This is a genomic window from Devosia alba (assembly GCF_039938915.1).
Classification (GTDB): domain Bacteria; phylum Pseudomonadota; class Alphaproteobacteria; order Rhizobiales; family Devosiaceae; genus Devosia; species Devosia alba.
The window spans coordinates 1-22,351 of record NZ_JBDUUI010000003.1; the positions used below are offsets into that span (position 1 = coordinate 1).

21 protein-coding genes are annotated in these 22,351 nt (G+C 63.0%); 14 read left to right on the top strand and 7 right to left on the bottom strand.

Translation table 11 applies throughout. The annotated features are described in order from the left end of the window. Positions 1 to 349: 349 nt before the first annotated feature. From ABFY71_RS05055 to ABFY71_RS05065, 3 genes are read left to right on the top strand one after another with little or no spacing between them, the layout of a single operon-like run. Positions 350 to 634 (top strand): hypothetical protein, encoded by a 285-nt coding sequence (locus tag ABFY71_RS05055; protein ID WP_347944962.1) that lies wholly within the window; start codon positions 350 to 352, stop codon positions 632 to 634. After that, positions 634 to 873 carry a helix-turn-helix domain-containing protein gene (locus tag ABFY71_RS05060; protein ID WP_347944963.1) on the top strand — a complete coding sequence of 80 codons (240 nt, stop codon included), beginning with the start codon at positions 634 to 636 and terminating at the stop codon, positions 871 to 873. The genes ABFY71_RS05055 and ABFY71_RS05060 overlap by 1 nt, the downstream gene beginning before the upstream one ends. Further along, a complete protein-coding gene (locus ABFY71_RS05065) occupies positions 863 to 1,114 on the top strand; it encodes a hypothetical protein (RefSeq protein WP_347944964.1) in 252 nt (83 codons plus the stop codon). The genes ABFY71_RS05060 and ABFY71_RS05065 overlap by 11 nt, the downstream gene beginning before the upstream one ends. 22 nt (positions 1,115 to 1,136) lie before the next feature. On the opposite strand, the gene ABFY71_RS05070 is transcribed toward ABFY71_RS05065, so the two are convergent. Together ABFY71_RS05070 and ABFY71_RS05075 are read right to left on the bottom strand one after the other, a co-directional pair. Continuing rightward, positions 1,137 to 2,546 (bottom strand): tyrosine-type recombinase/integrase, encoded by a 1,410-nt coding sequence (locus tag ABFY71_RS05070; protein WP_347944965.1) that lies wholly within the window; start codon positions 2,544 to 2,546, stop codon positions 1,137 to 1,139. 352 nt (positions 2,547 to 2,898) lie between these two features. Then, a complete protein-coding gene (locus ABFY71_RS05075) occupies positions 2,899 to 3,561 on the bottom strand; it encodes a DUF1028 domain-containing protein (protein WP_347944967.1) in 663 nt (220 codons plus the stop codon). A gap of 134 nt (positions 3,562 to 3,695) precedes the next feature. On the opposite strand from ABFY71_RS05075, the gene ABFY71_RS05080 reads away from it, so the two are divergent. From ABFY71_RS05080 to ABFY71_RS05105, 6 genes are all read left to right on the top strand, one after another. Beyond that, positions 3,696 to 5,264 (top strand): ABC transporter substrate-binding protein, encoded by a 1,569-nt coding sequence (locus ABFY71_RS05080; protein ID WP_347944968.1) that lies wholly within the window; start codon positions 3,696 to 3,698, stop codon positions 5,262 to 5,264. Positions 5,265 to 5,415: 151 nt separating this feature from the next. Beyond that, positions 5,416 to 6,363 (top strand): ABC transporter permease, encoded by a 948-nt coding sequence (locus ABFY71_RS05085; protein WP_347944969.1) that lies wholly within the window; start codon positions 5,416 to 5,418, stop codon positions 6,361 to 6,363. After that, positions 6,360 to 8,144 carry a dipeptide/oligopeptide/nickel ABC transporter permease/ATP-binding protein gene (locus ABFY71_RS05090; protein ID WP_347944970.1) on the top strand — a complete coding sequence of 595 codons (1,785 nt, stop codon included), beginning with the start codon at positions 6,360 to 6,362 and terminating at the stop codon, positions 8,142 to 8,144. The genes ABFY71_RS05085 and ABFY71_RS05090 overlap by 4 nt, the downstream gene beginning before the upstream one ends. Further along, complete coding sequence (locus ABFY71_RS05095) at positions 8,141 to 8,950, top strand: ATP-binding cassette domain-containing protein (RefSeq protein ID WP_305582054.1); 810 nt, start codon at positions 8,141 to 8,143, stop codon at positions 8,948 to 8,950. The genes ABFY71_RS05090 and ABFY71_RS05095 overlap by 4 nt, the downstream gene beginning before the upstream one ends. Next, complete coding sequence (locus ABFY71_RS05100; RefSeq protein ID WP_347944971.1) at positions 8,947 to 9,762, top strand: FadR/GntR family transcriptional regulator; 816 nt, start codon at positions 8,947 to 8,949, stop codon at positions 9,760 to 9,762. Before ABFY71_RS05095 ends, ABFY71_RS05100 begins: the two co-directional genes overlap by 4 nt. Beyond that, a complete protein-coding gene (locus ABFY71_RS05105) occupies positions 9,759 to 10,817 on the top strand; it encodes an osmoprotectant NAGGN system M42 family peptidase (RefSeq protein WP_347944972.1) in 1,059 nt (352 codons plus the stop codon). Before ABFY71_RS05100 ends, ABFY71_RS05105 begins: the two co-directional genes overlap by 4 nt. 79 nt (positions 10,818 to 10,896) lie before the next feature. Here ABFY71_RS05105 and nirK read toward each other — a convergent pair whose 3' ends face one another. Together nirK and ABFY71_RS05115 are read right to left on the bottom strand one after the other, a co-directional pair. Next, the gene (gene nirK / locus ABFY71_RS05110; RefSeq protein ID WP_347944973.1) at positions 10,897 to 12,069 is read right to left on the bottom strand and encodes a copper-containing nitrite reductase; all 1,173 of its coding nucleotides are present in this window, start codon (positions 12,067 to 12,069) and stop codon (positions 10,897 to 10,899) included. 495 nt (positions 12,070 to 12,564) lie between these two features. Then, positions 12,565 to 13,566, bottom strand: a complete 1,002-nt coding sequence (locus ABFY71_RS05115; RefSeq protein ID WP_347944974.1) for a LysR substrate-binding domain-containing protein — start codon at positions 13,564 to 13,566, stop codon at positions 12,565 to 12,567. 139 nt (positions 13,567 to 13,705) lie between these two features. Between ABFY71_RS05115 and ABFY71_RS05120 the strand changes: the two genes are divergently transcribed. The 5 genes from ABFY71_RS05120 (at position 13,706) to ABFY71_RS05140 (ending at position 18,867) form a co-directional block, all read left to right on the top strand. Beyond that, complete coding sequence (locus ABFY71_RS05120) at positions 13,706 to 14,218, top strand: TRAP transporter small permease (protein WP_347944975.1); 513 nt, start codon at positions 13,706 to 13,708, stop codon at positions 14,216 to 14,218. Then, on the top strand, positions 14,215 to 15,492 hold the full coding sequence (locus ABFY71_RS05125) for a TRAP transporter large permease (RefSeq protein WP_305582042.1): 1,278 nt from the start codon (positions 14,215 to 14,217) through the stop codon (positions 15,490 to 15,492). The genes ABFY71_RS05120 and ABFY71_RS05125 overlap by 4 nt, the downstream gene beginning before the upstream one ends. A gap of 20 nt (positions 15,493 to 15,512) precedes the next feature. After that, positions 15,513 to 16,502 (top strand): TRAP transporter substrate-binding protein, encoded by a 990-nt coding sequence (locus ABFY71_RS05130; RefSeq protein ID WP_347944976.1) that lies wholly within the window; start codon positions 15,513 to 15,515, stop codon positions 16,500 to 16,502. Between the two features lie 88 nt (positions 16,503 to 16,590). After that, on the top strand, positions 16,591 to 17,586 hold the full coding sequence (gene araD1 / locus ABFY71_RS05135) for an AraD1 family protein (RefSeq protein WP_347944977.1): 996 nt from the start codon (positions 16,591 to 16,593) through the stop codon (positions 17,584 to 17,586). Positions 17,587 to 17,736: 150 nt separating this feature from the next. Then, on the top strand, positions 17,737 to 18,867 hold the full coding sequence (locus tag ABFY71_RS05140) for an iron-containing alcohol dehydrogenase (protein ID WP_347944978.1): 1,131 nt from the start codon (positions 17,737 to 17,739) through the stop codon (positions 18,865 to 18,867). A 193-nt stretch (positions 18,868 to 19,060) separates the two neighbouring features. On the opposite strand, the gene ABFY71_RS05145 is transcribed toward ABFY71_RS05140, so the two are convergent. From ABFY71_RS05145 to ABFY71_RS05155, 3 genes are all read right to left on the bottom strand, one after another. Next, positions 19,061 to 20,083, bottom strand: coding sequence for a TRAP transporter substrate-binding protein (locus tag ABFY71_RS05145; protein WP_347944979.1), 1,023 nt, complete (start codon positions 20,081 to 20,083; stop codon positions 19,061 to 19,063). A gap of 106 nt (positions 20,084 to 20,189) precedes the next feature. Continuing rightward, the gene (locus ABFY71_RS05150) at positions 20,190 to 21,512 is read right to left on the bottom strand and encodes a TRAP transporter large permease (RefSeq protein WP_347944980.1); all 1,323 of its coding nucleotides are present in this window, start codon (positions 21,510 to 21,512) and stop codon (positions 20,190 to 20,192) included. Next, a complete protein-coding gene (locus ABFY71_RS05155) occupies positions 21,509 to 22,057 on the bottom strand; it encodes a TRAP transporter small permease (protein WP_347944981.1) in 549 nt (182 codons plus the stop codon). Before ABFY71_RS05155 ends, ABFY71_RS05150 begins: the two co-directional genes overlap by 4 nt. Positions 22,058 to 22,351 lie beyond the last annotated feature (294 nt).

The following is a 22,351-nucleotide window of genomic DNA, read 5'->3' on the forward strand; positions in this document are numbered from 1 at the left end:
CTTGCGGGTGCTCAGGCCGTCCGAAATCATGGCCCTGTCGCTGTGTCACGACATGAGGGGACCTATAGATCAGGCGTCGGCGCGTGTCCGGGGCCAACTGCACGAATTGTTAATGAAAGATGTACGGCATGACGCCAACGAAACCTCACATTAACGGATCGGCCATAGTCTCGCACGAAATAGTTCGACTGCAAGCGACTGAATTCATTGCGTTATTCGACATAATGCAAACGGAGGCTGCCGGGCTATTGATGTAGTCGTATGGCTACATTATCTTTCAATCATCGGCAGCGCACACAGCGACGCCAGCATCGACAAACCGGCCAATGGCCACACAGGAGATTTCAGAATGACTACAGCTACCGCTTCCAGCAAGATCCTCGACATCAAGTCCGGTGACGAGTTCATCAGTCCGTCGAACAGGAATCTGAAGGCCGTTATCGAGCAGACGCTGCGATACAACGGCCGGCCGATTGCCGTCGCGGGAATCTACCGCAGGGGTGACGGTGCGTGGTTTCGCTTCGACTACGTGCACGTGATGACGAACAAAGACTACATGATCGGAACGGAGAAGTTCTGGAACCAGATCGATGAGGAACTGATCAGCTCTGCCGAAGAAGATTACGATCTCTGATGACCGGGCCAGAACTCAAAGCCATCCGTCACCGGCTCGGCCTGTCGACGACGCTGATGGGCCGCGCCTTCGGCTACGTCGGCAGCGACGTCACGGCATCGGTGACGATCCGCAAATATGAGAGCGAGGCGAGGCCGATCCCGCCGTGGCTCGGTCGGCTGGCGATCATGTTCGACCGACACGGCGTCCCGCCGGGATGGACGGACGCGCCAAAAAAGGAGGTCGACGATGGCCGGTGAGATCAACATCGTTTTCGCTCCCGACGCCGAAGCAGTGAAGCGCTGGGATACCCACTTAGAGATCCACGACGACCGGATAGTCGTCGAATTCCGGCACTCATCCGGGGCGAGCATTACGACGAATGCGGCCGGCGGATTCTACTGGGAATGGCCCGTCGGCGACAGCTGGATCAATGGCGTCGCGCCCACCATCGCCGCCGCGCTGGCCGCGATCAAGGCGGCGCAGGAAGCGAACCAGTGAAAGGGCCCTTCGGGGCCCTTATCTATTCCGCCGCCCGCTGCTGATCTCCGTACCGCTTTGCCGCAATCGCAGCCCGGATCTCCTCGACCGGCCCCAGGCCGGCAATGGCAGCGTCGACATAAGGCAGCAGGCCAGCGACCCATGTCTGCATGATGGGCCACGTCCTGTGTGTGCCATCGTGCAGAGAATAGTGCGTCCCCGTGACATCGCCGGATCCGGCAGCATGGTCCAAGATCGATTGCACGTCGGACCGCAGCAGACCGAAGCGCGATTCCCCGTGCGTGCCGAATGCCCGCCGCAGGTCATGCGGGGATGCCGCGACGCCTGGCATGAAGCCGAGGGTATGGGTGATCGACGACGGATGAATGGAAGTCTTGGCATCGCCGGCGCGTCGCGCGCGCAACTGAGGGAACAGATAGTCGGACTTCTTGGTGGTGGCGGTGGCGAGAGCCCGGGAGACGCAGCTCCAGGCCGCCGGCGGGAGCGGGATGACATGGGGCCTCTTCTTCGTACCGGCCTTCGAGCGGGTCTTCCTACTCGCCGGCGGCACGTGCCATAGCCCTCGGCCACCGCCGATGGCCTCGAACTGGTCGATGGTCGCTTCTGCCACCGCCCTCCTGCGCTGCGCGGTCCAGACCGTCAGCTCGACCGCGCCGGCGACGACCGCATCCATGGCGCCAGACCGGCAAATCGCGACGATCCGACCGAGCTCCTCAAGTGGGGGCACGTATTCGCCAGCGGCGTCGCTCTCGTCGAGGGTGCGCTCCGGGGCCGTCAGTCCATCCATGGCGCCGGGCAGGATGCCGCTCTTGCCGGCCTGCCCATCCTGGGCCAACCACTTCCAGAACGGGCGCACGACGCGCACAAGGTGTTCGGCGGTGCTCTCACGACCGCTCCTGTGGATCTTGGAGATGATGCCGGCCAGGTCGCCCCTGCTGATCGACGGCAGCGGTTTCTTGTCGAGGCCGGCCAGGTCCGGCATTGAGAGTACGCTCTTGTAGTCGGCATACGTCGCGGCGCGGCGCGTGCGACCGATCTCATCGAGCCATTTTGTGCGGCCCTGCGCGTAGGTCCACGCGAACAGGTCCTTGGGCTTGGCCACGGTCACCGGCAGCGGTTCCGCCTTGCCGGCGGCGCGGCGCTGGCGGTCGAGCCAGTCTTGGTCGGGGACGCCAGTGCGGTCCCGCAGCATGGCCTGGGCCCGGCCGACGAGATCACGGGCCTCGGCGATGGTCCAGGCGTCGATGCCGCCGAGGGGCAGACGCACGTCCCGCCCGGCCAGGGCATAGCGAAGTTGCCACTGCGCCCCTGTGGCGCCGACGCGCAGCACCAGGCCGCGAGCGCGGGCATCGACAACTTCGTAGCGTTTTGCGCCGGGCTTGGCGTCGGCTCGAGCTTTGGCGACTGTGGCGGCGGTGATGGTGGCGGGCATTGGGACGACGCTCTGGACTGGGACGACATTGGGACGACCGGCAGGAAACATCGGGACGACCGTGCGCGCAAGGGGCCGCAGCGATAAGTCGTTAATACAAAAGGAACCTAAGGGGAGTTAGCTTCATTCGGATGCCGTCGCAGAGCACCTGAAACCGTCTGATGACCTGATTTGTAATCAGGGGGTCACGGGTTCGAATCCTGTTGCCGGCACCATTAAAACCCTTTGAAATCGTGAGATTAATTACCCTGTTCGTCGTGGGCGGCTTCGTCGTGCAACGGGACCTTACAGCAACGAAGTCCCGCTCCGGCCCTGTCGGCCAGTGCAATGCGGACATTCGCTGATTGTCTTTTTATGTCTTGAGTTGGCCACCAGCGCCTCGTCGTGGAGCCTGGGCGAAAAACTCTGCATAGGGTCCGGAAATCGCCAGGTTAAATAGCTGCTCCAGCGCCGCCATTGGCTCGGCAGACGCATCGATTCTCAGATCCAGATCAGGATAGGCCTGGGTCGTGTAGACGCGCAGCGCGGCAGAGCCGAGGCCGCGGCTGTCGCCGCCGGCCGCAGCGCCGGCCTGGAGACCGCGCAGCAGCCGGGCCGCGAAACCGCTGGGATGATCACCTTGATAGCCCGCCAGCATGTCGTCCAGCACGGCCGGGCCGGCCAGCATGTTTCCCGCCACCGCCACGCCCGCGGCGGTCAGGTGACCGGCATAGGGAAAGCAGTCTGCGCCGGTCCATCCGGCCGCCATGCCATGGGCATCGACGACGATGATCTGGCGCTGGGAGGCGCCGCTATCCCTGGCCAGGGCCGTCTGCAGGGCGGCCTCTGCCCCCTGGCTTTCGAGCAGCGCCAGGGTGTCGATCGCCAGATAGGGATTGGTCATGGCCTGGGTCGCCGCGGCGCCCAGGCCACTGCGCCCATGCGGCACCAAAGCCCCCACCATTGGCCCCGCGGTTGCCGTGGCGATGCCCAGGGCACCCGTCTGCGGATCACGGGCAACGATGGAAAAGGTCATCACGCATTCCTGATACAAATCTATTTATCATCATAAATTGACGATGCCCAAAATTTATGATGATAAATTGTCAGTGCCCTTTTCTCACGGTCCCCACCGCGAGGCAAGGGTGAGGGAAAGCAAGGAGGTTTCATATGATCCGCAAATGGAAAGCCATCGCGCCGCTGCTGCTGGCCGCTACGGCGCTGGCCCTGGTCTCGCCGGCCATGGCACAGACGCCGCCCAATATTCTGGTTGTCGGCCAGATCGCCGAGCCGGCATCGCTGGACCCGCATGTCTCCACCGCCGCCAACGATTTCCGCATCGCGGTCAACATCTATGACGGCCTGGTGCGCAACAAGCCGGGCACGCTCGAAATCGAGCCGGCCCTGGCGACCGACTGGACCATTTCCGAGGATGGCCTGGAATATATCTTCAACCTGCGCGGGGGCGTCACCTTCCATGACGGCACCCCCTTCAATGCCGAGGCGGTGAAGTTCAACTTCGATCGCATGCTCGATGAGAACCATCCCTTTGCCGCGACCGGTCCATTCCCGCTGGCTTTCTTTTTCTCCGCGGTCGAGGGCGTCGAGGTAGTCGATGACCTGACGGTCAAGTTCACGCTCAATGAGCCCTTCGCGCCCTTCATGTCCAACCTGGCATCGCCCACCGGCCTGATCGTCTCGCCTGCTGCGGTCGAGGCTTCAGGCGCCGACTATGGCCGCAATCCGGTCGGCACCGGCGCGTTCAAGTTCGAGGAATGGCAGTCCAATACGTCTGTCGTCGCCTCGCGCAACGAAGACTACTGGGATGGCGCGCCCGCCCTTGAAGCGGTGATCTTCCGCCCGATCACCGATGCCAATACCCGCGTCGCCGAAATGCTGTCCGGTGGCATCGACGTGCTGCTGGAAACCCCGCCCGACAACGTGGCGCAGTTCCGCGATGATGCCAATTACAGTGTGGTCGAGGCCGTCGGCCCCCATGTCTGGTATGTCATGCTCAATGCCAAGGAAGGCCCGTTTGCTGATGTGCGCGTGCGCCAGGCGGTGAACTATGCGGTCAACAAGGAAAGCCTCGTCAACGACGTGCTGCAGGGCACGGCCGAGGTCTCGGCCGGCCCGATCCCGCCCGCCTTCAACTGGGCCTATAATGAAGAGGTCACCCCCTATCCCTACGACCCCGAAAAGGCCAAGGCGCTGCTCGCCGAAGCCGGGGCCGAGGGGGCAACGCTGACCTTCCTCGTCACCGAAGGCGGCTCGGGCATGCTCGATCCCGTCCCGATGGGCACCGCCATCCAGGCGGACCTGGCCGCGGTGGGGCTCAATGTCGAGATCCAGACCTATGAGTGGAACACCTTCCTGTCCGAGGTCAATCCGGGGCTCGAGGGCAAGGCGGACATGGCCGAAATGGCCTGGATGACCTCCGACCCCGACACACTGCCCTTCCTGACCCTGCGCACGGCGGCCTTCCCGGCTGAAGGCGGGTTCAACTCGTCCTACTATTCCAATCCGGAAGTCGACGCCCTGCTCGACCAGGCCCGGGTTTCGACCAATCCCGAGGAGCGCGGCGACCTCTACAGGCAGGTCCAGGCCATCACGCACGACGATGCCCCCTGGCTCTTCGTCGCCAACTGGAAGCAGAATGCCGTCGTCACCAGCGCCGTCGGTGATTTCGAGCTGCAGCCGGATTTCGGTCTGGTCCTGCGGGACGTAACCAAGCAGTAGGCGCTTGGCTACCCGCACCAACTGCGCGTCACCCTCGGGCTTGACCCGAGGGGACTGCACTGGCGGTGTGGCGATTAGGCGGTGTGGCGATTAAGTGAAGCGCCCTCGGGTCAAGCCCGAGGGTGACGGTCCGTGGTTGAGGAGGACAAACATGACCGCCTATATCGGCAAGCGTCTGCTGGCCGCCATCCCGGTCATCCTGGGGCTTTCCATCATTGTCTTTCTGGTGATGAAGCTGATCCCCGGCGACCCCGCCCAGGCCCTGCTCGGCTCCTACGCCACGCCGGAAAACGTCGCCCGCATCAATCGCGCGCTCGGCCTCGACCGCTCCTGGCCCGAACAATATGTCATCTGGGTGGGCAATCTGCTGCAGGGCGATTTCGGGCGCTCCTATATCCTCAATCGCCCGGTTCTGGACGAGGTGATCGAGCGCTTTGGCGCCACGCTGATCCTGGCCGGCGCATCACTGGTCATTTGTTCCGTTGTCGGCATTCTCGCCGGCATCGCCTCGGCTGTGCGCCAGTTCGGCTGGACCGACCGTATCGTCACCTTTTTCGTCCTGGTCGGCATTTCCATGCCAGCCTTCTTCCTGGGGCTGGTCTTCATTCTGTTCTTCGCCGTGCAGTGGCGGCTGCTGCCCGCCTCGGGCATGTATGCCGTCTATGCCGGCGGCGATCTGCCCGATCTCCTGCGCCATCTGATCCTGCCCGCCGGCACCCTGGCCATTGTCGCCACCGGCGTCGTCGCCCGCCTGACCCGGGCGGCCATGCTCGAAGTGCTGCGCCAGGATTTCATCCGCACCGCCCGGGCCAAGGGTCTGAGCGAAAACGCGGTCATCTACCGCCATGCCTTCCGCGCGGCGCTGGTCTCTGTGATTCCCGTACTGGGCATCCAGGCCGGCTTCGTTTTGGGCGGCGCGGTCTATATCGAGACGGTGTTCCAATGGCCCGGCCTCGGCCAGATGCTGGTCAAGGCCGTGTCCACCCGCGACCTCCTGCTGGTGCAGGGCGGCGTTCTCGTCGCGGCCACGGTCTATGTTCTGGTCAACCTGCTGGCCGACGTCGCTCAGGCCATGCTCGATCCGAGGCTCAAGGCATGACCCAAAGCGTGACCACCCCGCCTTCTTCCAGCAAGCGCCGCAGCAAATGGCAATTGCTGATGGCCAATCGCCTCGCTGCGGCGGGCCTGTTCGTCTTCGGCTTCATTTTGGTCGTGGCCATTCTGGCGCCACTGCTGCCCATGCCGGACCCGAACATGACCGATCAGCCCAATCGCCTGCTGCCACCGCTCAGCCAGGGCCACCTGCTGGGCACCGACCATCTGGGTCGCGACATCCTCTCGCGCCTGATCTGGGGCACCCAGATTTCCCTCATCGTGGGGGTCAGCGCCACCGCGCTCGCTGCGCTCTTTGGCTCGCTGATCGGCCTGGTGGCCGGCTATGCTCGCGGCGTCACCGACAGCGTGCTGATGCGCTTTGTCGATATGCTGATGGCCTTTCCCTATATCCTCTTGGCCATTGCCATCGTGGCGGCGCTGGGCCCTGGCCTGCTCAACGCGCTTTACGCCATTGCGCTGGTCAACATTCCCTTCTTCGCCCGCAATATCAGGGGCGTGACCGTATCCATCCGCAATCGCGAATTCGTCGACGCCGCGCGCCTGTCGGGCAAGGGTCACGTCGCGATCCTGTTCACCGAGGTCTTGCCAAACGTTCTGCCGGTCATCGTCATCACCATGTCCACCACCGTGGGCTGGATGATCCTGGAGACCGCCGGGCTCTCCTTTCTGGGCCTGGGCGCCCAGCCGCCGACGGCCGATCTCGGCTCCATGCTCGGACAGGCGCGCGCCCAGCTGTTCACGGCGCCGCATGCCTCGATCATTCCGGGCCTCATGATCTTTGCGCTGGTGATGAGCATCAACCTACTCGGTGACGGCATCCGTGACGTGCTCGATCCGCGCCTGCGCTCGGGCGCGCTCGATCGCCCGCTATCGGTCACGCGCATCGCGCGGAAAACCACGCCCGCAGCGACCCTGGCCGATGCGCCGGTGCTGGTGGTCGAGCACCTTTCCACCGGCTTTGCCAATGGCGGCGCGGTCACGCCAGCCGTCCGCGACGTCAGTTTTCGCCTGGGCAAGGGCGAGTGCCTCGGCATTATCGGCGAAAGCGGCTCGGGCAAGTCGGTGACGGCGCTCTCGCTCATGGGGCTGGTGGCCTCGCCGCCCGGCGTCATCAGCGGCGGCGCGGTCTATATCGGCGGGCAGGACGTGCTCGCGCTGCGCCAGCAGGAACTGATCGCCCTGCGCGGCGCCCGCGTCGCCTATGTGTTCCAGGATCCCCTCACCACGCTGCATCCGCTCTTCCCGGTTGCCACCCAGATTGCCGAAGCCGTCATGGCGCATAATCACGTCGGCAAGCGAGAGGCCCACCAGCGGGCCCTTGAGCTCATGGAAACGGTGGGTATCCGCGACGCCGCCGAGCGGGCCAGCGCCTACCCCCATGAGCTCTCGGGCGGCCAGCGCCAGCGCATCGGCATCGCCATGGCCCTGGCCAATGATCCCGACATCATCATCGCCGACGAACCCACCACGGCCCTGGACGTAACGGTGCAGGCGCGCATCCTCGAACTGCTGCAGAACCTGCGCCGCGAGCGCGGTCTGGCGCTCCTGCTCATCACTCACGATTTCGGCGTCGTCGCCCAGGTCTGCGACCGCGTGGCGGTGATGAAGAATGGCCAGATCGTCGAGCAGGGAGACACAGCCTCCATCCTGCGCGATCCCCAGCACGACTATACCAAGCGCCTGATCGCCTGCGTGCCGGAACTGGGCGAAGGCCATGCCTTCCTTGACCGCGTCCGCCCGCTGTTCGAAGAGGCCAAGCCATGAGCCAGCCCGCAGTTGATATGCAGAACCTGGTCAAGACCTTCGGCGGCGGGCGCAATTTGTTTGGCCGCGCCGCCAGTGAGGTCCACGCGGTCAGGGGCATTTCGCTGACCCTTGAGCGCGGCGAGACGCTGGGCATTGTCGGCGAGAGCGGCTCGGGCAAGTCGACCCTGGCGCGCATGCTGGTCGGGCTGGAACACCCGACCGCAGGCAGCATGGCCATCGAGGGCAAGCCGTGGTCCGAACTGGCCGCATCCGGCACGCGCGCCTTTGGCCGCGCCATCCAGTATGTGTTTCAGGACCCGGTCGCCTCGCTCAATCCGCGCAAGACCATTGGTGACATTCTCGACGTGCCGCTGCGCCTGTTGTGTGGCTACGACCGGGACCATCGCGCCCGCCGCAAGCAGGAGCTGGTCGATGCGGTGCAGATGCCGCTCGACACGCTCGAGCGCTATCCGCACGAATTTTCCGGCGGACAGGCCCAGCGCATTGCCATTGCCCGGGCTCTTGCCGCCGAGGCGCGTATTCTGGTGCTCGACGAGCCGGTCAGCGCGCTCGACGTTTCGGTGCAGGCGCAGGTGCTGCTGCTGCTCCAGCAATTGCGTGACGAGCTTGGCCTGTCCTATCTCTTCATCAGCCACGACCTGGCCGTGGTGGAATCGATTTCCGACCGGGTCGCGGTCATGTATCTGGGAGAAGTGGTGGAAACCGGCCCCGCCGCCCAGCTTTTTGCCGCCCCGCAACACGATTACACCAGGGCCCTGATCGCCAGCGCCCCACGCCTCACGGTATCGGACAGCCCTCTATGAGCGAACGCGACTCCCCTGAGACACCTGCCACCGCGGCAGGTCCCCGCCGCAAGCGGACCGACGAAATCGTCGATGCCATCAAGCGCATGATCGTTGAGCACGGCCTGGCGCCGGGCGACCGCCTGCCGCAGGAACGCGACCTGATTTCCCAGTTCGCCGCCGGCAAGAGCACGGTGCGTGAGGCGCTCAAATCGCTTGAAGTTCAGGGGCTGATTTCGATGCGCACGGGACCGGGCGGCGGCGCCTTCATCGAGCGTATGTCGGAAGGCCGGGCGATGAGCCTTCTATCCAATTTCCTCTTCGCCAAGAACCTGTCCATCGCCAATATCTATGAGATGCGCAAGGTGCTCGAGCCGCAGGTGGCCGCCAGCGCCACGCCCCATATCGATGAGGCCGGCCTCAAGCGTCTCGAGGCGATCATCGGCATCTACGACCACGAACCGGCGGACGCCACCGAGCGCTGGAACCAGCGCATGGCCGAGCTCGACTTCCATGGTGTCGTCGCCCAGTATTCCAACAATCCCATCCTGGCCTTCACCTGCCGCTTCCTGCAGCGCCTGCTCAAGGATCTCACCATCGCGCAGGACATCTATGTCCACCCCGAGCCGGTGTCCCGCGCCCGCGGCATCCAGCACCAGCGCGATCTCATCGTCGCCATGCGGCGCCGCGATACTGAGGCGGCCGCCGCCATTCTTTCAGTCCATATGGCCGAGGCCGAACAGCACATGCTCGATCTGCAGGCCAAGCTGATGGACCGCTTCCTGATCGAAGAGGTGACGCCGGCCCGCACCAGAAAGCGCCGCTCCGCATGATTGATCAGGACTATCTTCTTGACCGCCTGCTGCAACTGGTCAAAACCCCCAGCCCCGTCGGCATGACCGGACGCGCAACAGACCTTGTCGATGACTGGCTACGCGGGCTGGGCTATACCCCACGCTACACCCGGCGCGGTGTGCTCTATGTCGAGGTGGGCGACGGCGCCCCCCGCCGCGCCCTGGCGGTACATCTGGATACGCTGGGCGCCATGGTCAGCGAGCTCAAGCCCAATGGCCGGCTGGCCTTGCGCAATACTGGCACCTGGGCGGCCCGCTTCGCCGAGGGCGCCCGCGTCACTGTCTTTTCCGATGCCGGCGAACACCGCGGCACCATCCTGCCGCTCAAGGCCTCCGGCCATCGTTTCAATACCGAGGTCGATAGCCAGCCCGCCGACTGGGACAATCTGGAAATCCGCGTCGATGCCATCCTGCCTGACCTGGCCAGCCTGCGCGCCGCCGGTTTCAATGTCGGCGACATGGTGGCCATCGATGCCCAGCCCGAAGTGGTGGATGGGTTCATCATCTCGCGTCATCTCGATGACAAGGCGGGCTGTGCAACCCTACTGGCCGTGCTGAAGGCGATTGCCGACGGACAGGTCAAGGTGTCGGTGCCCTTCCAGGCCATGTTCACCATCGGCGAGGAAATCGGCATTGGCGGCACCCATGGCTTTGGCCCCGATGTCGAGGAACTGCTCGCCATCGACAACGCCGTCACCGCACCCAATCAGGCCTCGCGCGACGACGCCGTCACCATCGCCATGCGGGACCGCCAGGGGCCGTTTGACGCACGCATGACCCGCCAGCTGCTGGACCTGTGTCAGCGCGACGGCATCCGGCACGAACGCGATACCTTCCGCCACTACCGCTCGGACAGCGCCGCGGCGGTGGAAGCCGGGTGGGACCTCCGCGTCGGCCTGGTCTGCTTCTCGCTCGACAGCTCGCACGGCTGGGAGCGGACCCACGCTGCCTCCCTATTGGAACTCGGCAAATTGCTGGTCGCCTATCTGGGAGCCGATCTTGCGCCGGCAGACGGCCTGAACCGCCAGGAGTGAGCTGCTGCCGGTTTCGAGCACACCGCGTTAGGGTCTTCGGTGGCGGCGGCCACCGGCAGTGCCGGGGCCGCCCGCCTGGTCAGTGACCGGACATTTCGGGATCCGGCGGTTCGCCGATTGGCCCGAAGATGTCAGGCTGTTCTTCGCCCTCGACGATCAGGTAGCCGGCCAGTCCGCGCTCGGCCCGCGACAGGGCGTGATCCACCAGCACGTAGCGACCGGGAACCTCGCACTTGAACTCGACGACCGCCGCCCCGCCGGGTGGCACCGTGACAGTCTGAACGTCGGTCAGCGGGGGGCTCGTTAGCGAGGCGTGCATATAGACACGGTCGAATATCTCGCCAATCACATGGAAGGACGAGGTGAAGTTCGGACCGCCCACCCCGAAGAAGATACGAACCGTCTCGCCGACATTGGCCTTGAGCGGGAAATGCTCGGTCAGCGCGCCGACATGGCCGTTGAAGACAAAATATTCCGGGCGTTCGTTGAGCAGCTTGTCATAGCTCTCGGTCAACAGGCCCGCCGTGCCAAAGGTTTCCTCGGTATAGATTTCGCCCTGCATGACGTAGAACTCGCGGTCGACGGGGGGCAGTCCCTCCTCGGGCTCGACCAGGATCATGCCATACATGCCGTTGGCAATATGAAGGGCAACCGGGGCGACCGCGCAGTGGTAGACGTAAAGGCCCGGATTGAGGGCCTTGAAGCGAAAGGCGAACTCCTCGCCCGGCAGCGCCGTGGTGAGCACAGCACCGCCACCCGGTCCGGTGGTGGCGTGGAAATCGACGTTGTGCGCCATCCAGCTGTCTTCGGCATTCTTGAAGTAGCACTCCACCGTGTCGCCCACCCGAACGCGGATGAAAGGACCCGGCACGCGCCCGTTGAAGGTCCAGAAGCGAAAGGTGCTGTTGGCATCCAGATGCGCCTCGACTTCGATTGTCTCGAGATCGACGCGGACAGTCTGCGGCTCGCGCCGGGTGATCGGGGCTGGGACATCGGCTGGATCATGGGCGATGTCATTGTGCTCGATCATTCCCGGATTGACCTGATAAAGCCGACCACTCAGGCTGGTGGTGCCATGCGACATGTGGGCCGCCTGCTGGCTGGCAGCCGCACTGCCTGCATCCTGAGCCATGGCAGTTCCACCCACAGCTCCTGCGAAGGTGAGACCCGCTGATCCAGCCAGCAGGCTGCGGCGGCTGAGATTGGTCCCGGTCTGCGGCTTGCGCAGGGTGTCATCTTTCTCGTCCGTCATCGGTTTTTCTCTCCTTGTTTGGGGAAGACTACTTTCTGACAGGCGCCGCCCGATCAGTTGTTGCGAGCGCTGAGCCCGTCAGATCGGTGAGATTTCAAAGCGCCAGTTCGGCGTAGAACGCTGAGCCACACTGTCAGTGTGCGTCCTGTTCGTGACCAGATTGAGACTCGGCCGTGTCGGGGCCCCGGCAGCGTCAAAAATCGCCGCCGCCTCTGCTCCCTCGACGATCAACTTGCCTCAGCCTTGGCACCGGTCATCATGTCCCGGTTCATGGCGTCCGTGCCGACCAGCGCGCTGGAGCGAGGTCGGCCGTGATGGAAACCGGGGGCCCGCAGGACACGACAAGCATCGTCAGGCCCGACTAGAGTCTGGCCCGCCTCTGCGAATCGAGAACTGCGCTGACATGTCCGCTGAGCGCCCAATCAGCCATAGCGAAGCCCTTGCGGTAGCCCTGGACGTTGACGCTCGCTGGATAGGAAATGGTGTCTTCTGGCGCTACGTCAGAGCGGGCGCCGATATCGGCTTCGGGGCATCGTGCATTGGTTCGGACATGCTCGACTGCGGTTCGGAGCTGGCGTCCACACCAACAAGCTTGTCGATGAACATCCGCATGACTGGAGAATCGGTTCGATCCAACCGCGTCACCAGCATGTACGGCTCGGACCGCGTGCGAAGGGTGAGCGGCAGGACGCGGATGGCGGCGGACTCCGAGAAGAAATTGCCCACATCGGTCGAGAGCAGCGCCACCAGCTGGTGGCTGTGCCGCATCAGGGACATGGTGGCAAAGGCCGAGGTCGTTTCCACCAGATTGTGCGGGAACTGCAAGTCGTACTCATTGAACTCGCGCTCCAGCAGTCGGCGCATAGGCATATTGGCCGAGCAGACCACCCATGGGTAATCCGCTACGTCATCGAGGGTGACGGCATTGAGATCGGAACAGGGATGGTGCACACTGACCGCGACACACAGCTGCTCGTCCTTGACCTTGACCGTGCGGTACTGATCGGGACGGTGGCTGACGCTGGTGCGGCATATGGCGATATCGAGCCGGCCGTCATCGACGAGGTGGAGCAGGCGGGCGCTGGTATCCTCATGCACCTGGACCGACAATTGGGGCTGCTTGACCAGCAGGCGCGACAAGGCTTCCATGGCAAGCGGCACGGCGCCCATGATCATGCCAATCGAGAGCCGCCCCCCCACCCCTTCGAGCACCGCCTTCATCTCCTCGCGCAGATGCCGCATGTCGGTCATCACCATCCGCGCATAGCGGATCACGCAGTGACCCAGCTCATTCGGCTCAAGACCGCGATGGTCGCGGACGAATAATTGCTCGCCCATGGCCGCTTCGATTTCTTGCAGGGCCTTCGTAGCGCCTGGCTGGGTCAAGGCAACGGCCTCTGCCGCCTTCTGGACCGAGCCGAGGTCGTCGATAGCGATGAGCAGTCGAAAATGGCGCAGGCGCAGGCGCGCTGCCATGGATTCGAGTGTTGGCAACAAGGGGTATAACTCTTTCTCATACCTTTATCAGAACACCTCATTATACAATCCGGCTCGCCGCCGCTAGACAACTCAACATGCGCGACAACCAAGATCGGCCAGTGTGCCAGACAAGAGTTGCGCATGAGGAGGCTGCCGGGTGGAGAAATCCAGATTTGTCGTGTTTCGCTGGATGGAGCATCTGCTCGTCCTTGGCATGGCCGTTATGTGCTTGCTGGTGTTCTGGAACGTGGTGCTGCGCTACGGCCTGCGCTCGGGCATTCCAATATCGGTTGAAATATCACGCCTGATCTTTGTCTGGATCATCATGTTGGGCAGCGTCGTCGCCTTGCGTGAGGGCCTGCATATTTCGGTCGATGCGATGATAAACCGCCTGTCACCCCGGCTTCGCGTGGTGTCCCTGTGGATCGCGCACCTGCTGATGCTGTGGTGCTGCTGGCTGGTTTTCCAGGGCAGCCTGCGCCAGACGCAGGTCAACTGGGGTAACCATATGTCGCTTTCAGGCGTCTCGGTTGGCTGGATGTATGCCGCGGGCATCGTCGCCGCCGTGTGCTGGGCCCTGATCCTGATCTTCAATCTCTACCGGTCTGCGCGGGGCGACCACAGCCAGTTGCAGCCCAATGTGATGCCGGCCGGAGAATCCAGCCCATGAGCGCCATCGTCTTCCTCGCCTCACTCGGCGGCGCCATGGCTATCGGCGTTCCTGTCGCCTTCGCGTTGATGGTTTGCGCCATTGCCATGATGTGGATGCTGGGCATGATGGATCCCCAGATCCTGGCGCAGAAAATGATCGACGGTGCCGACAGCTATCCGCTGATGGCCATTCCATTCTTCATGCTGGCCGGCGAACTGATGACAGCCGGTGGGTTGTCACGCCGCATCGTCGACGTGGCCATGGCCCTGTTCGGCCATCTTCGCGGGGGTCTGGGCTATGTGGTGATCGGCACCGGCGTTGTGCTGGCGGCGCTGTCGGGCTCGGCCATCGCCGATTCCGCGACCCTTGCGATCATGTTGCTGCCCATCATGCTCAAAGCCGGTTATCCGGTGGGCCGGACCGCGGGTTTGATGGCCGCCACCGGCGTGATCGCCCCGGTCATTCCGCCGTCAATCGGCTTCGTCGTTCTGGGAGTCACGGCAAATCTGTCGATCGTCAAGCTGTTCATAGCCGGGATTGTGCCAGGCTTGCTGATGGCCTTCAGCCTGGTTGCCGCCTGGTGGTTCATCGCACGCCGGGACCAGACGCCGACGCTGCCTCGCAAGAACGCCAGGGATGTGCTGCGGTCGCTGCGCGACGCCATCTGGGCGTTGCTCCTGCCGGTTATTATCATTGTCGGGCTGCGCATGGGCGTGTTCACGCCAACCGAAGCGGGTATCGTGGCGGCAGCCTATGCCCTGTTCGTCAGCATGGTCATTTACCGCGAGCTGACACTCAAGGGGCTTTATGACTGCCTTCTGGCATCGGCCAAGCTCACCGCAATCATCATGCTGCTGGTTGCCGCTTCAAGCGTCACGGCCTTCCTGATCACCGTCGCCAATGTACCGGCCCAGGTGATCGGCTTCCTCGGCCCGTTTATCGACCAGCCCATCCTGCTGATGGCGCTGATGATGCTCGGCGTCTTCATCATCGGCAGCGTGCTCGACTTCACCCCGGCCATCACCATCCTGGTGCCGGTGCTGATGCCGGTGGTCAACGCAGCGGGGATCGACCCGATCTATTTCGGCGTCGTCTTCATCATCTGTGCGGCCATCGGGATGATCACCCCACCAGTGGGTGCGGTGCTTAACACCGTCAGCGGTGTCGCCCGCATCCCGCTCGAAAAGGCAGTGGTGGGCGTGGTGCCCTTCCTGTTCGCCGAAATCGCGGTGCTGATCCTGCTGATCCTGTTTCCCGTCATCGTCACGGGCCCGCTCGAACTCTTTTACTGATCAACAACCGGAGGAAATCAATGAAACTGACTCAACTGCTCGCTGCTACGGCCCTGGTGCTGGTTTCGGCCAGCCTGCCTGCAGCCGCCCAGACTGCCCGCATCGGCTATGTGCCGGTCGAGGAACATCCCGTTGGTCAGGGCGTCAACAAGTTCGCCGAACTCGTTGCCGAAAAGACCGAGGGCCGCATCGAGCTGCAGAAGTTCGGCAATGGTACGCTGGGCAACGAGCCGCAGATGCAGTCGTCGGTGCAGGGTGGGATCATGGAAATCATGGTCGGCCCCACGTCCAACCTCGTCGGTTCCATCCCTGAATATCTGATCTTTGACCTGCCCTTCTTCTTCCCCGACTTCGAAGCCGTGGACAAGGTCATGGACGGTCGCGTCGGTGATGCGCTGTTTGCCAAGCTCGACGCGCTGAACATGGTCGGTTTGGCCTATTGGGATAACGGCTTCCGTCACATGACCAATGGCGTTCGCCCAATCAATTCCGTTGATGACGTGGCCGGGCTCAACATTCGCGTGATCCCCAATCCGCTCTTCATCTCCACCTTCACGGCCCTGGGTGCCAATCCGGTGCCACTGCCCTATCCCGAGCTCTTCACCGCGCTGGAGACGCGCGCCGTGGACGCCCAGGAGACGCCGGTTGGCCTGATCCACTCCAGCCGCTTCTATGAAGTGCAAGACCATCTCGCCCTCACCGGCCACGTCTACACGCCCTATCTGCTCCTGGCCAGCAAGCCATGGTTCGAGGGTCTGCCGGCGGAAGACCAGGCGCTGGTGATGGAAGCGGCTCATGAATCGGCTGTCTATCAGCGCGACCTGTCACGCAGCAACGCAGACCGCCTTGTCGGTCTGCTCGAGGAAGAGGGCATGGAAGTGACGCGGTTGTCGGACGCGGAAATGGCCCGCATGCGCGAGACCGTCGCCCCGGTGGTCGAGGAATTCACCGAAACCATCGGCGCCGAGTTGATCCAGCAAGCACGCGAAGATATGGGCATCGCCAACTAAGGCGGCCCTGAACGGGAGGCGGATGACCGCCTCCCACTTGGGCGGCCCCTGGCGGCCGCCTCTTTTCAAAGACAGTGGAGTATTCTTAATGCGGCTGATTCAGTTCGAGCGTACCGATGGCGTACGCGCCGTGGGCGTGGTTGACGGCAATGCCATTCTCACCCTCAACGACACGTCCACGGTACGTCAGTTGGCGCTCGACGCCATTGCTGCCGGCAGTTCGCTGACCGATGAGGTCAACAAGCGCGGCACAGGCGAGGCACATGACTATGACGCGCTCATGGCGGCCGGTCGCGTGCTGCCGCCGCTTGACCACGAAGATCCAGCCCATACCGTGATTGCCGGAACTGGCCTGACCCATACCGGCAGCGCCGCCGCGCGCAGCCAGATGCACGCCAAGATTGCGGGCGCAGAAGCCGAACTCAACGACTCCATGCGCGTCTTCAAATGGGGCGTCGAAGGCGGCAAGCCCGAGACCGGCAAGGCTGGGGTTCAGCCGGAGTGGTTCTACAAGGGCGATGGGTCGATCGTCTCGCGTCCCGGCCAGGATCTGCCGATGCCCGATTTTGCCGAGGATTCAGGCGAGGAGCCCGAGGTCGTTGGACTTTACGTCATTGCCCCCAATGGTGCGCCCTGGCGCGTTGGCTTTGCGGTGGGCAACGAAACCACCGACCACGTCACTGAAAAGAAGAACTATCTCTATCTCGCCCACGCCAAATTGCGCTTCTGCGCCTATGGCCCGGAGCTCTTTGTCGGCGATCTGCCCTCCAACCTGGTGGGCAATGTCCGCATCCTGCGCGACGGCCAGACCCTGTGGGAGAAATCATTCCCGACCGGGGAGGACAATATGTGCCATTCCCTGGCCAACCTGGAATATCACCACTTCAAATATGACCAGTTCCTGCGCCCAGGCGATGTGCATGTGCAGTTCATGGGTACGTCGGTCGCCTCGTTCGGCGACGGCATCAAGACCCAGGTCGGCGATGTGTTCGAGATCAGCATCCCCGAATTTGGCCGACCGCTGAGCAACGCCATTTCCCTGGTGCCGTCCAGGAACGGCCTGACCCCGATCAAGTCGCTCTAGCGACACTGGCCCCGCATCCTCTAGAGTGCGGGGCCAACCCACTTGGGGTGCATGACGTCCATTGCGACATTCTTGGCAACCGCAGCTGAGCCGGGTTTCGCAGCGGTTGCATAGGGCCTAAACCCTTCGGCGACAGACAGGAGAAACCAAATGGCCCTAATTCAGTATCTGACGCGCATTCAGTTCGAAGCGGGAGCCATCACATTGCTCGCCGACGAATTGCAGCGCCTCGGTATGTCACGTCCCCTGATCGTTACGGACAAGGGGATCGTTGCCGCCGGTCTGCTCGCGACCGTGCTGGCTAAATCCGGCCTTCAGCAAGACACTGCCGTGTTCGACGACACGCCCGAAAATCCCACCGAAGTTGCAGCCATACGTGCCGCCGAGCAGTTCAGGGCAACCGGCTGCGACAGCATCGTGGCGGTCGGCGGAGGCTCGGCCATCGATCTGGGAAAGGCCGTCTCGCTCCTGGCAACCCACCCGGGACCGCTGGAGCAGTATGCCGCAATTCTGGGTGGGCTGGACCGGATTACCGCGAACAAGCCGCCCGTCATTGCAGTGCCCACCACTGCGGGCACCGGCAGCGAGGTGGGTCGGGCGGCGCTGGTTTCCCTTGAGGATGGACGCAAGCTTGGCTTCATTTCTCCTTACATGATCCCCGACGTGGCCATTTGTGATCCTGACCTTACCCTTGGGCTGCCCCCCTATCTCACGGCGGCGACAGGCATGGATGCCATCACCCATTGCATCGAGACCTTTCTGAGTCCCCGGTTCAATCCGGTAGCCGATGCAATCGCTCTGGATGGGCTGGCCCGCGCTGCAAAATGGATTGAGACTGCCACACGGAACGGCGCCGACGGCATTGCTCGGCGGGAGATGATGATGGCCGCCCTTCAGGGAGGCCTGACATTCCAGAAGGGCCTGGGTGCCGTGCACTCGCTATCCCACCCGCTCGGTGGGCTGAAGTCGGTCAAGCTTCACCATGGCACGCTCAATGCTGTGCTGCTTCCGGCGGTACTGCGCTACAACAGCGTGGGCAGCGAAGAAAAGTATGCGCGTATTCAGGCCGCGCTGGGCCTGTCAGAGCATGCGGATCTGGCTGTGGAGATGGCCGCACTTGCGCAGCGGCTGGGACTACCGGCAACGCTGGGTCAAATGGGCGTAACCGCGGACTGCTTCGAGCAGATTGCCCAATACGCAGTCATGGATCACTCCACAGCGTCCAATCCCCGACCGATTGGCGCGCCGGACTTCATCAAGATTCTCCAAGAGAGCCATTAGGGGACTTGCCGGTCCAAGACGGTTGGAAATGCACTTTGCCGAGAGATAGAGATCGGCGACGCTGGGCGTCCTGGCGACCTTGGCAGCACCGTCCCGATCGCGCCGCGGCCGCTCCACGATCCCCGCGCAGCCTTGACAGGCAAAGGGCCGGCTGGATTGCTCCAGCCGGCCCCGTTTTTCAGTTCAGTTGTGGCTATTGGGCTTCGGCAGCGATGGCAGCCTCGGCCGCAGCGTAGAGGGCCGGACCGTCAAGCCCGAGCGCGGACATTTCGGCGAACCATCCATCAATGGTGGGCTGGGCGGCCGCGCGCCAGCGGGCGGTTTCGGCGTCGTCGAGCTGCACCAGGTTATTGCCGAGCTTGACGGCAACGCCCAGGCCCGAACTGTCGCCATCATCCATGACGCGACCGAACTGGCGGGACATTTCGATGCCGGAATTGGCATCGATGATCGCCTTCAGGTCGTCGGGCAGATTGTTGTAGCTATCCATGTTCATGACGAAACCGAACGTCTGGCTATAGAGACCCTTCTCGCCCGAGAAGCCGGTGTGATTCTTGACGAGCTCGGAAATACGCAGGGAGGGTGTCACCTCCCAGGGAACTGTCGTGGCATCGATAACACCTTTTGACAGCGCTTCGGTGGTCTGGGGGACAGGCATGCCGACCGGCTCGGCCCCGAGTTGGGCGAGCATGGACGAGATGATGCGCGAGCCACCGCGTACCTTCATGCCCTGCAGGTCTTCAAGGGAATTGATCGGATCCTTGGAGTGGAAGAGGCCCGGGCCATGGACGTGCAGTGCGATGACGTGAACGCCGGCAAATTCATCGGCGGAATTGGCCATCACATAATTGTAGAACGCCGCTGATCCGCTCGCAGCGTCGCCCGTCATGAAGGGCAGTTCGAAAACTTCAGACTTGGGGAAGCGGCCAGGGGTATAGCCCAGCACCGTCCAGATGATATCGACCACGCCGTCCTTGGCCTGATCAAAAAGATCAGCGGGCGTGCCGCCGAGCTGCATTGCGGGGTAAAGCTCGAACTTGATGCGACCACCAGATTCGTCGGCCACCTTGGCGGCCCATGGTTCAATGGCCCTGGCCGGGATCGCGGCCTGGGAAGGCAACATCTGGTGGATGCGCAGCGTGACCTCCTGCGCGAAAGCAGTGGAAGACATGGCCAACATGGCCAAGGCACCCATCACGAACATTTTGGTCTTCATTCGATTTCCTCCGGTGATCTGGCCGTCTTGGCCACAGTGTTTAATCAGTCAACGTCGGCAGTGATCTCCTCATCACCCCCTGACGAAGCAGGTCATTGTCGCCTTCCTAAAAGAGCTGCCAGACCAGCCACAGGGTGATCGACGGAAAGGCGACAAGAATGGCGGTGCGCACGATGTCGCTGGCCACGAAAGGCAGGACGCCGCGATAGGTGTCGGACAGGCGCGTCTGTGGCGACATGGAATTGATGATGAACAGGTTCATGCCGACCGGGGGCGTGATCAACCCGACCTCGACCACGATCAAAACCAGAATCCCGAACCAGATGGCGAAGTCGTCCGGCGCCAGGCCGAAATCGAGAACGCTCATCATCGGGAAGACGATCGGCACGGTAAGCAAGATCATGGACAGGGAATCCATGACGCATCCCATGATCAGGTAGAATACCAGAACGATAATAAGGACGATCCACGGGTTGAAGGCCTGCTCCACCACCCAGCTCGCGCTGACCTGGGGCAATTGCGATAGCGCCAGAAAGCCGTTGAGCGCCGCCGCACCCAGCACGATCAGGAAGATCATGGCGGTGGACATCGCCGTTGCCAGAAACGCCTCAATGATCGCCTGCCGGCTGAGCGAACGCCGCGACAGGGCGACGAGACCGGTGCCCGCCGCACCGACTGCAGCTGCCTCGGTGGGCGTGAAAATCCCCGCATAGATGCCGCCGATGACCAGGCCGAATATGATGATGACGGGCCAGACCTTGAGCAGTTCGGCGAAGCGCTGCGCATAGGGCATGCGTTCGCGCACACCGCCCGAATCCGGCCGGACACGCACATAGATGGCAATGACGATGAGATATCCAACGGCTGCCAGGATGCCTGGAATGAAGGCAGCCATGAACAGCTTGGCGATGTTCTGCTCGGTCAGTACGGCGAAGATCACCAGAATGACCGAGGGCGGAATAAGAATGCCCAGCGTGCCGCCCGCCGCGACCGCACCGGTCGACAGCGCGCCCGAATAACCATATTTGCGCAATTCGGGTAAGGCGACCTGCCCCATCGTGGCGGCTGTCGCGAGCGAAGAGCCACAAATGGCGCCAAAGCCCGCACTGGCCCCGATGGCCGACATCGCGATGCCACCCTTGCGATGGCCCAGCCAGGCCGCAGCGGCGTTGAACAGCCCCGCCGACATGCCACTGAGCGTGGCAAACTGGCCCATCAGCAGGAACAGTGGCACGACCGAAAGCGAATAGGATGCGTAGGTGCCGTAGGTGAGATTTTTGAACTGGGCGGCGACGGGATTGAAATTGCCCGTGACAAGAAAGCTGCCCAGCATGCCGACGCCGAGCATGGCCAGGCCAATTGGCACGCGCAGGAAGATCAGTAGCAGAACAGCCGGAAAGGCGAGCAGGCCCAGGATCAAAGGCGTCACAGTTCAGCTCCCATACGACGCGGCTCGGACTTGTTGGTGATGGCGTAGCTGATGGAGCGGCCCAGCACCCAGGCGGCGACAAGGACAAGGACGACGGCGCCCACCAGGCCCGCCGCATAGCCCCACCCCAGCGGCATGCGCAGCAGCAGCGTCGTCTCTTTGTAGGAGAACTTGTCGAGCATGCCATAATAGAGGCGCCAGGCAATGAAGCTGGCTGCCGCCAGCATCAAAAGATCGGTGATGACGAGAATAAACTGATTGGCACGGCGGCCGAAGGAGTCGGTAAGCAGGGTGACCATGGCATGTCCCCGCTGCAGATGCGTCCAGGGCATGAAGGCGAAGATCGCAAACCCCATGCCGGCCGAGACGAGTTCATAATCACCGGGTACCGGCTTCAGCCCGGCCCAGATCAGGGCGCGGCCGATGATGCTGATCATCATCATCGCCGTGACGGCAACAAGCACAATGCCGCCGGCCACTGCCATCCACTTGGCCAGGCCATGCACGAGGCGTCCAAGCATGGAGTCATCCTGAAACAGGCTCACGCACCCGCCTCCGTTCGCGGCCATACGGCGCCCCCGCGCGCAGGGATTTCCCGGTGGGTATTCTGCATTCATTCCCCCTTGCCTGCTGTCCACTGCTGGCGCTGGCCAGACGCATGCACATAACATTTGCACGCTAATTGATAACCTGATGGTTATGATATGCCGCCGCTAGCGGGGCGCATTGGCTGAAAGCGACAAATCCATGGTCATCGCCCTGACGGCGGTGGCCCCGCGCTGGATTGCAAGGCGAACCTTGCTTAACCTGCGCCCTAAATGGGATATGCCTACATCTGC

What these genes read in the sequence shown, in the direction of transcription:
- ABFY71_RS05055 (WP_347944962.1), top strand. Translation starts at nt 350, where the DNA reads ATGACTACAGCTACCGCTTCCAGCAAGATCCTCGACATCAAGTCCGGT.
- ABFY71_RS05060 (WP_347944963.1), top strand. Translation starts at nt 634, where the DNA reads ATGACCGGGCCAGAACTCAAAGCCATCCGTCACCGGCTCGGCCTGTCG.
- ABFY71_RS05065 (WP_347944964.1), top strand. Translation starts at nt 863, where the DNA reads ATGGCCGGTGAGATCAACATCGTTTTCGCTCCCGACGCCGAAGCAGTG.
- ABFY71_RS05070 (WP_347944965.1), bottom strand. Translation starts at nt 2,546, where the DNA reads ATGCCCGCCACCATCACCGCCGCCACAGTCGCCAAAGCTCGAGCCGAC.
- ABFY71_RS05075 (WP_347944967.1), bottom strand. Translation starts at nt 3,561, where the DNA reads ATGACCTTTTCCATCGTTGCCCGTGATCCGCAGACGGGTGCCCTGGGC.
- ABFY71_RS05080 (WP_347944968.1), top strand. Translation starts at nt 3,696, where the DNA reads ATGATCCGCAAATGGAAAGCCATCGCGCCGCTGCTGCTGGCCGCTACG.
- ABFY71_RS05085 (WP_347944969.1), top strand. Translation starts at nt 5,416, where the DNA reads ATGACCGCCTATATCGGCAAGCGTCTGCTGGCCGCCATCCCGGTCATC.
- ABFY71_RS05090 (WP_347944970.1), top strand. Translation starts at nt 6,360, where the DNA reads ATGACCCAAAGCGTGACCACCCCGCCTTCTTCCAGCAAGCGCCGCAGC.
- ABFY71_RS05095 (WP_305582054.1), top strand. Translation starts at nt 8,141, where the DNA reads ATGAGCCAGCCCGCAGTTGATATGCAGAACCTGGTCAAGACCTTCGGC.
- ABFY71_RS05100 (WP_347944971.1), top strand. Translation starts at nt 8,947, where the DNA reads ATGAGCGAACGCGACTCCCCTGAGACACCTGCCACCGCGGCAGGTCCC.
- ABFY71_RS05105 (WP_347944972.1), top strand. Translation starts at nt 9,759, where the DNA reads ATGATTGATCAGGACTATCTTCTTGACCGCCTGCTGCAACTGGTCAAA.
- nirK (WP_347944973.1), bottom strand. Translation starts at nt 12,069, where the DNA reads ATGACGGACGAGAAAGATGACACCCTGCGCAAGCCGCAGACCGGGACC.
- ABFY71_RS05125 (WP_305582042.1), top strand. Translation starts at nt 14,215, where the DNA reads ATGAGCGCCATCGTCTTCCTCGCCTCACTCGGCGGCGCCATGGCTATC.
- ABFY71_RS05130 (WP_347944976.1), top strand. Translation starts at nt 15,513, where the DNA reads ATGAAACTGACTCAACTGCTCGCTGCTACGGCCCTGGTGCTGGTTTCG.
- araD1 (WP_347944977.1), top strand. Translation starts at nt 16,591, where the DNA reads ATGCGGCTGATTCAGTTCGAGCGTACCGATGGCGTACGCGCCGTGGGC.
- ABFY71_RS05140 (WP_347944978.1), top strand. Translation starts at nt 17,737, where the DNA reads ATGGCCCTAATTCAGTATCTGACGCGCATTCAGTTCGAAGCGGGAGCC.
- ABFY71_RS05145 (WP_347944979.1), bottom strand. Translation starts at nt 20,083, where the DNA reads ATGAAGACCAAAATGTTCGTGATGGGTGCCTTGGCCATGTTGGCCATG.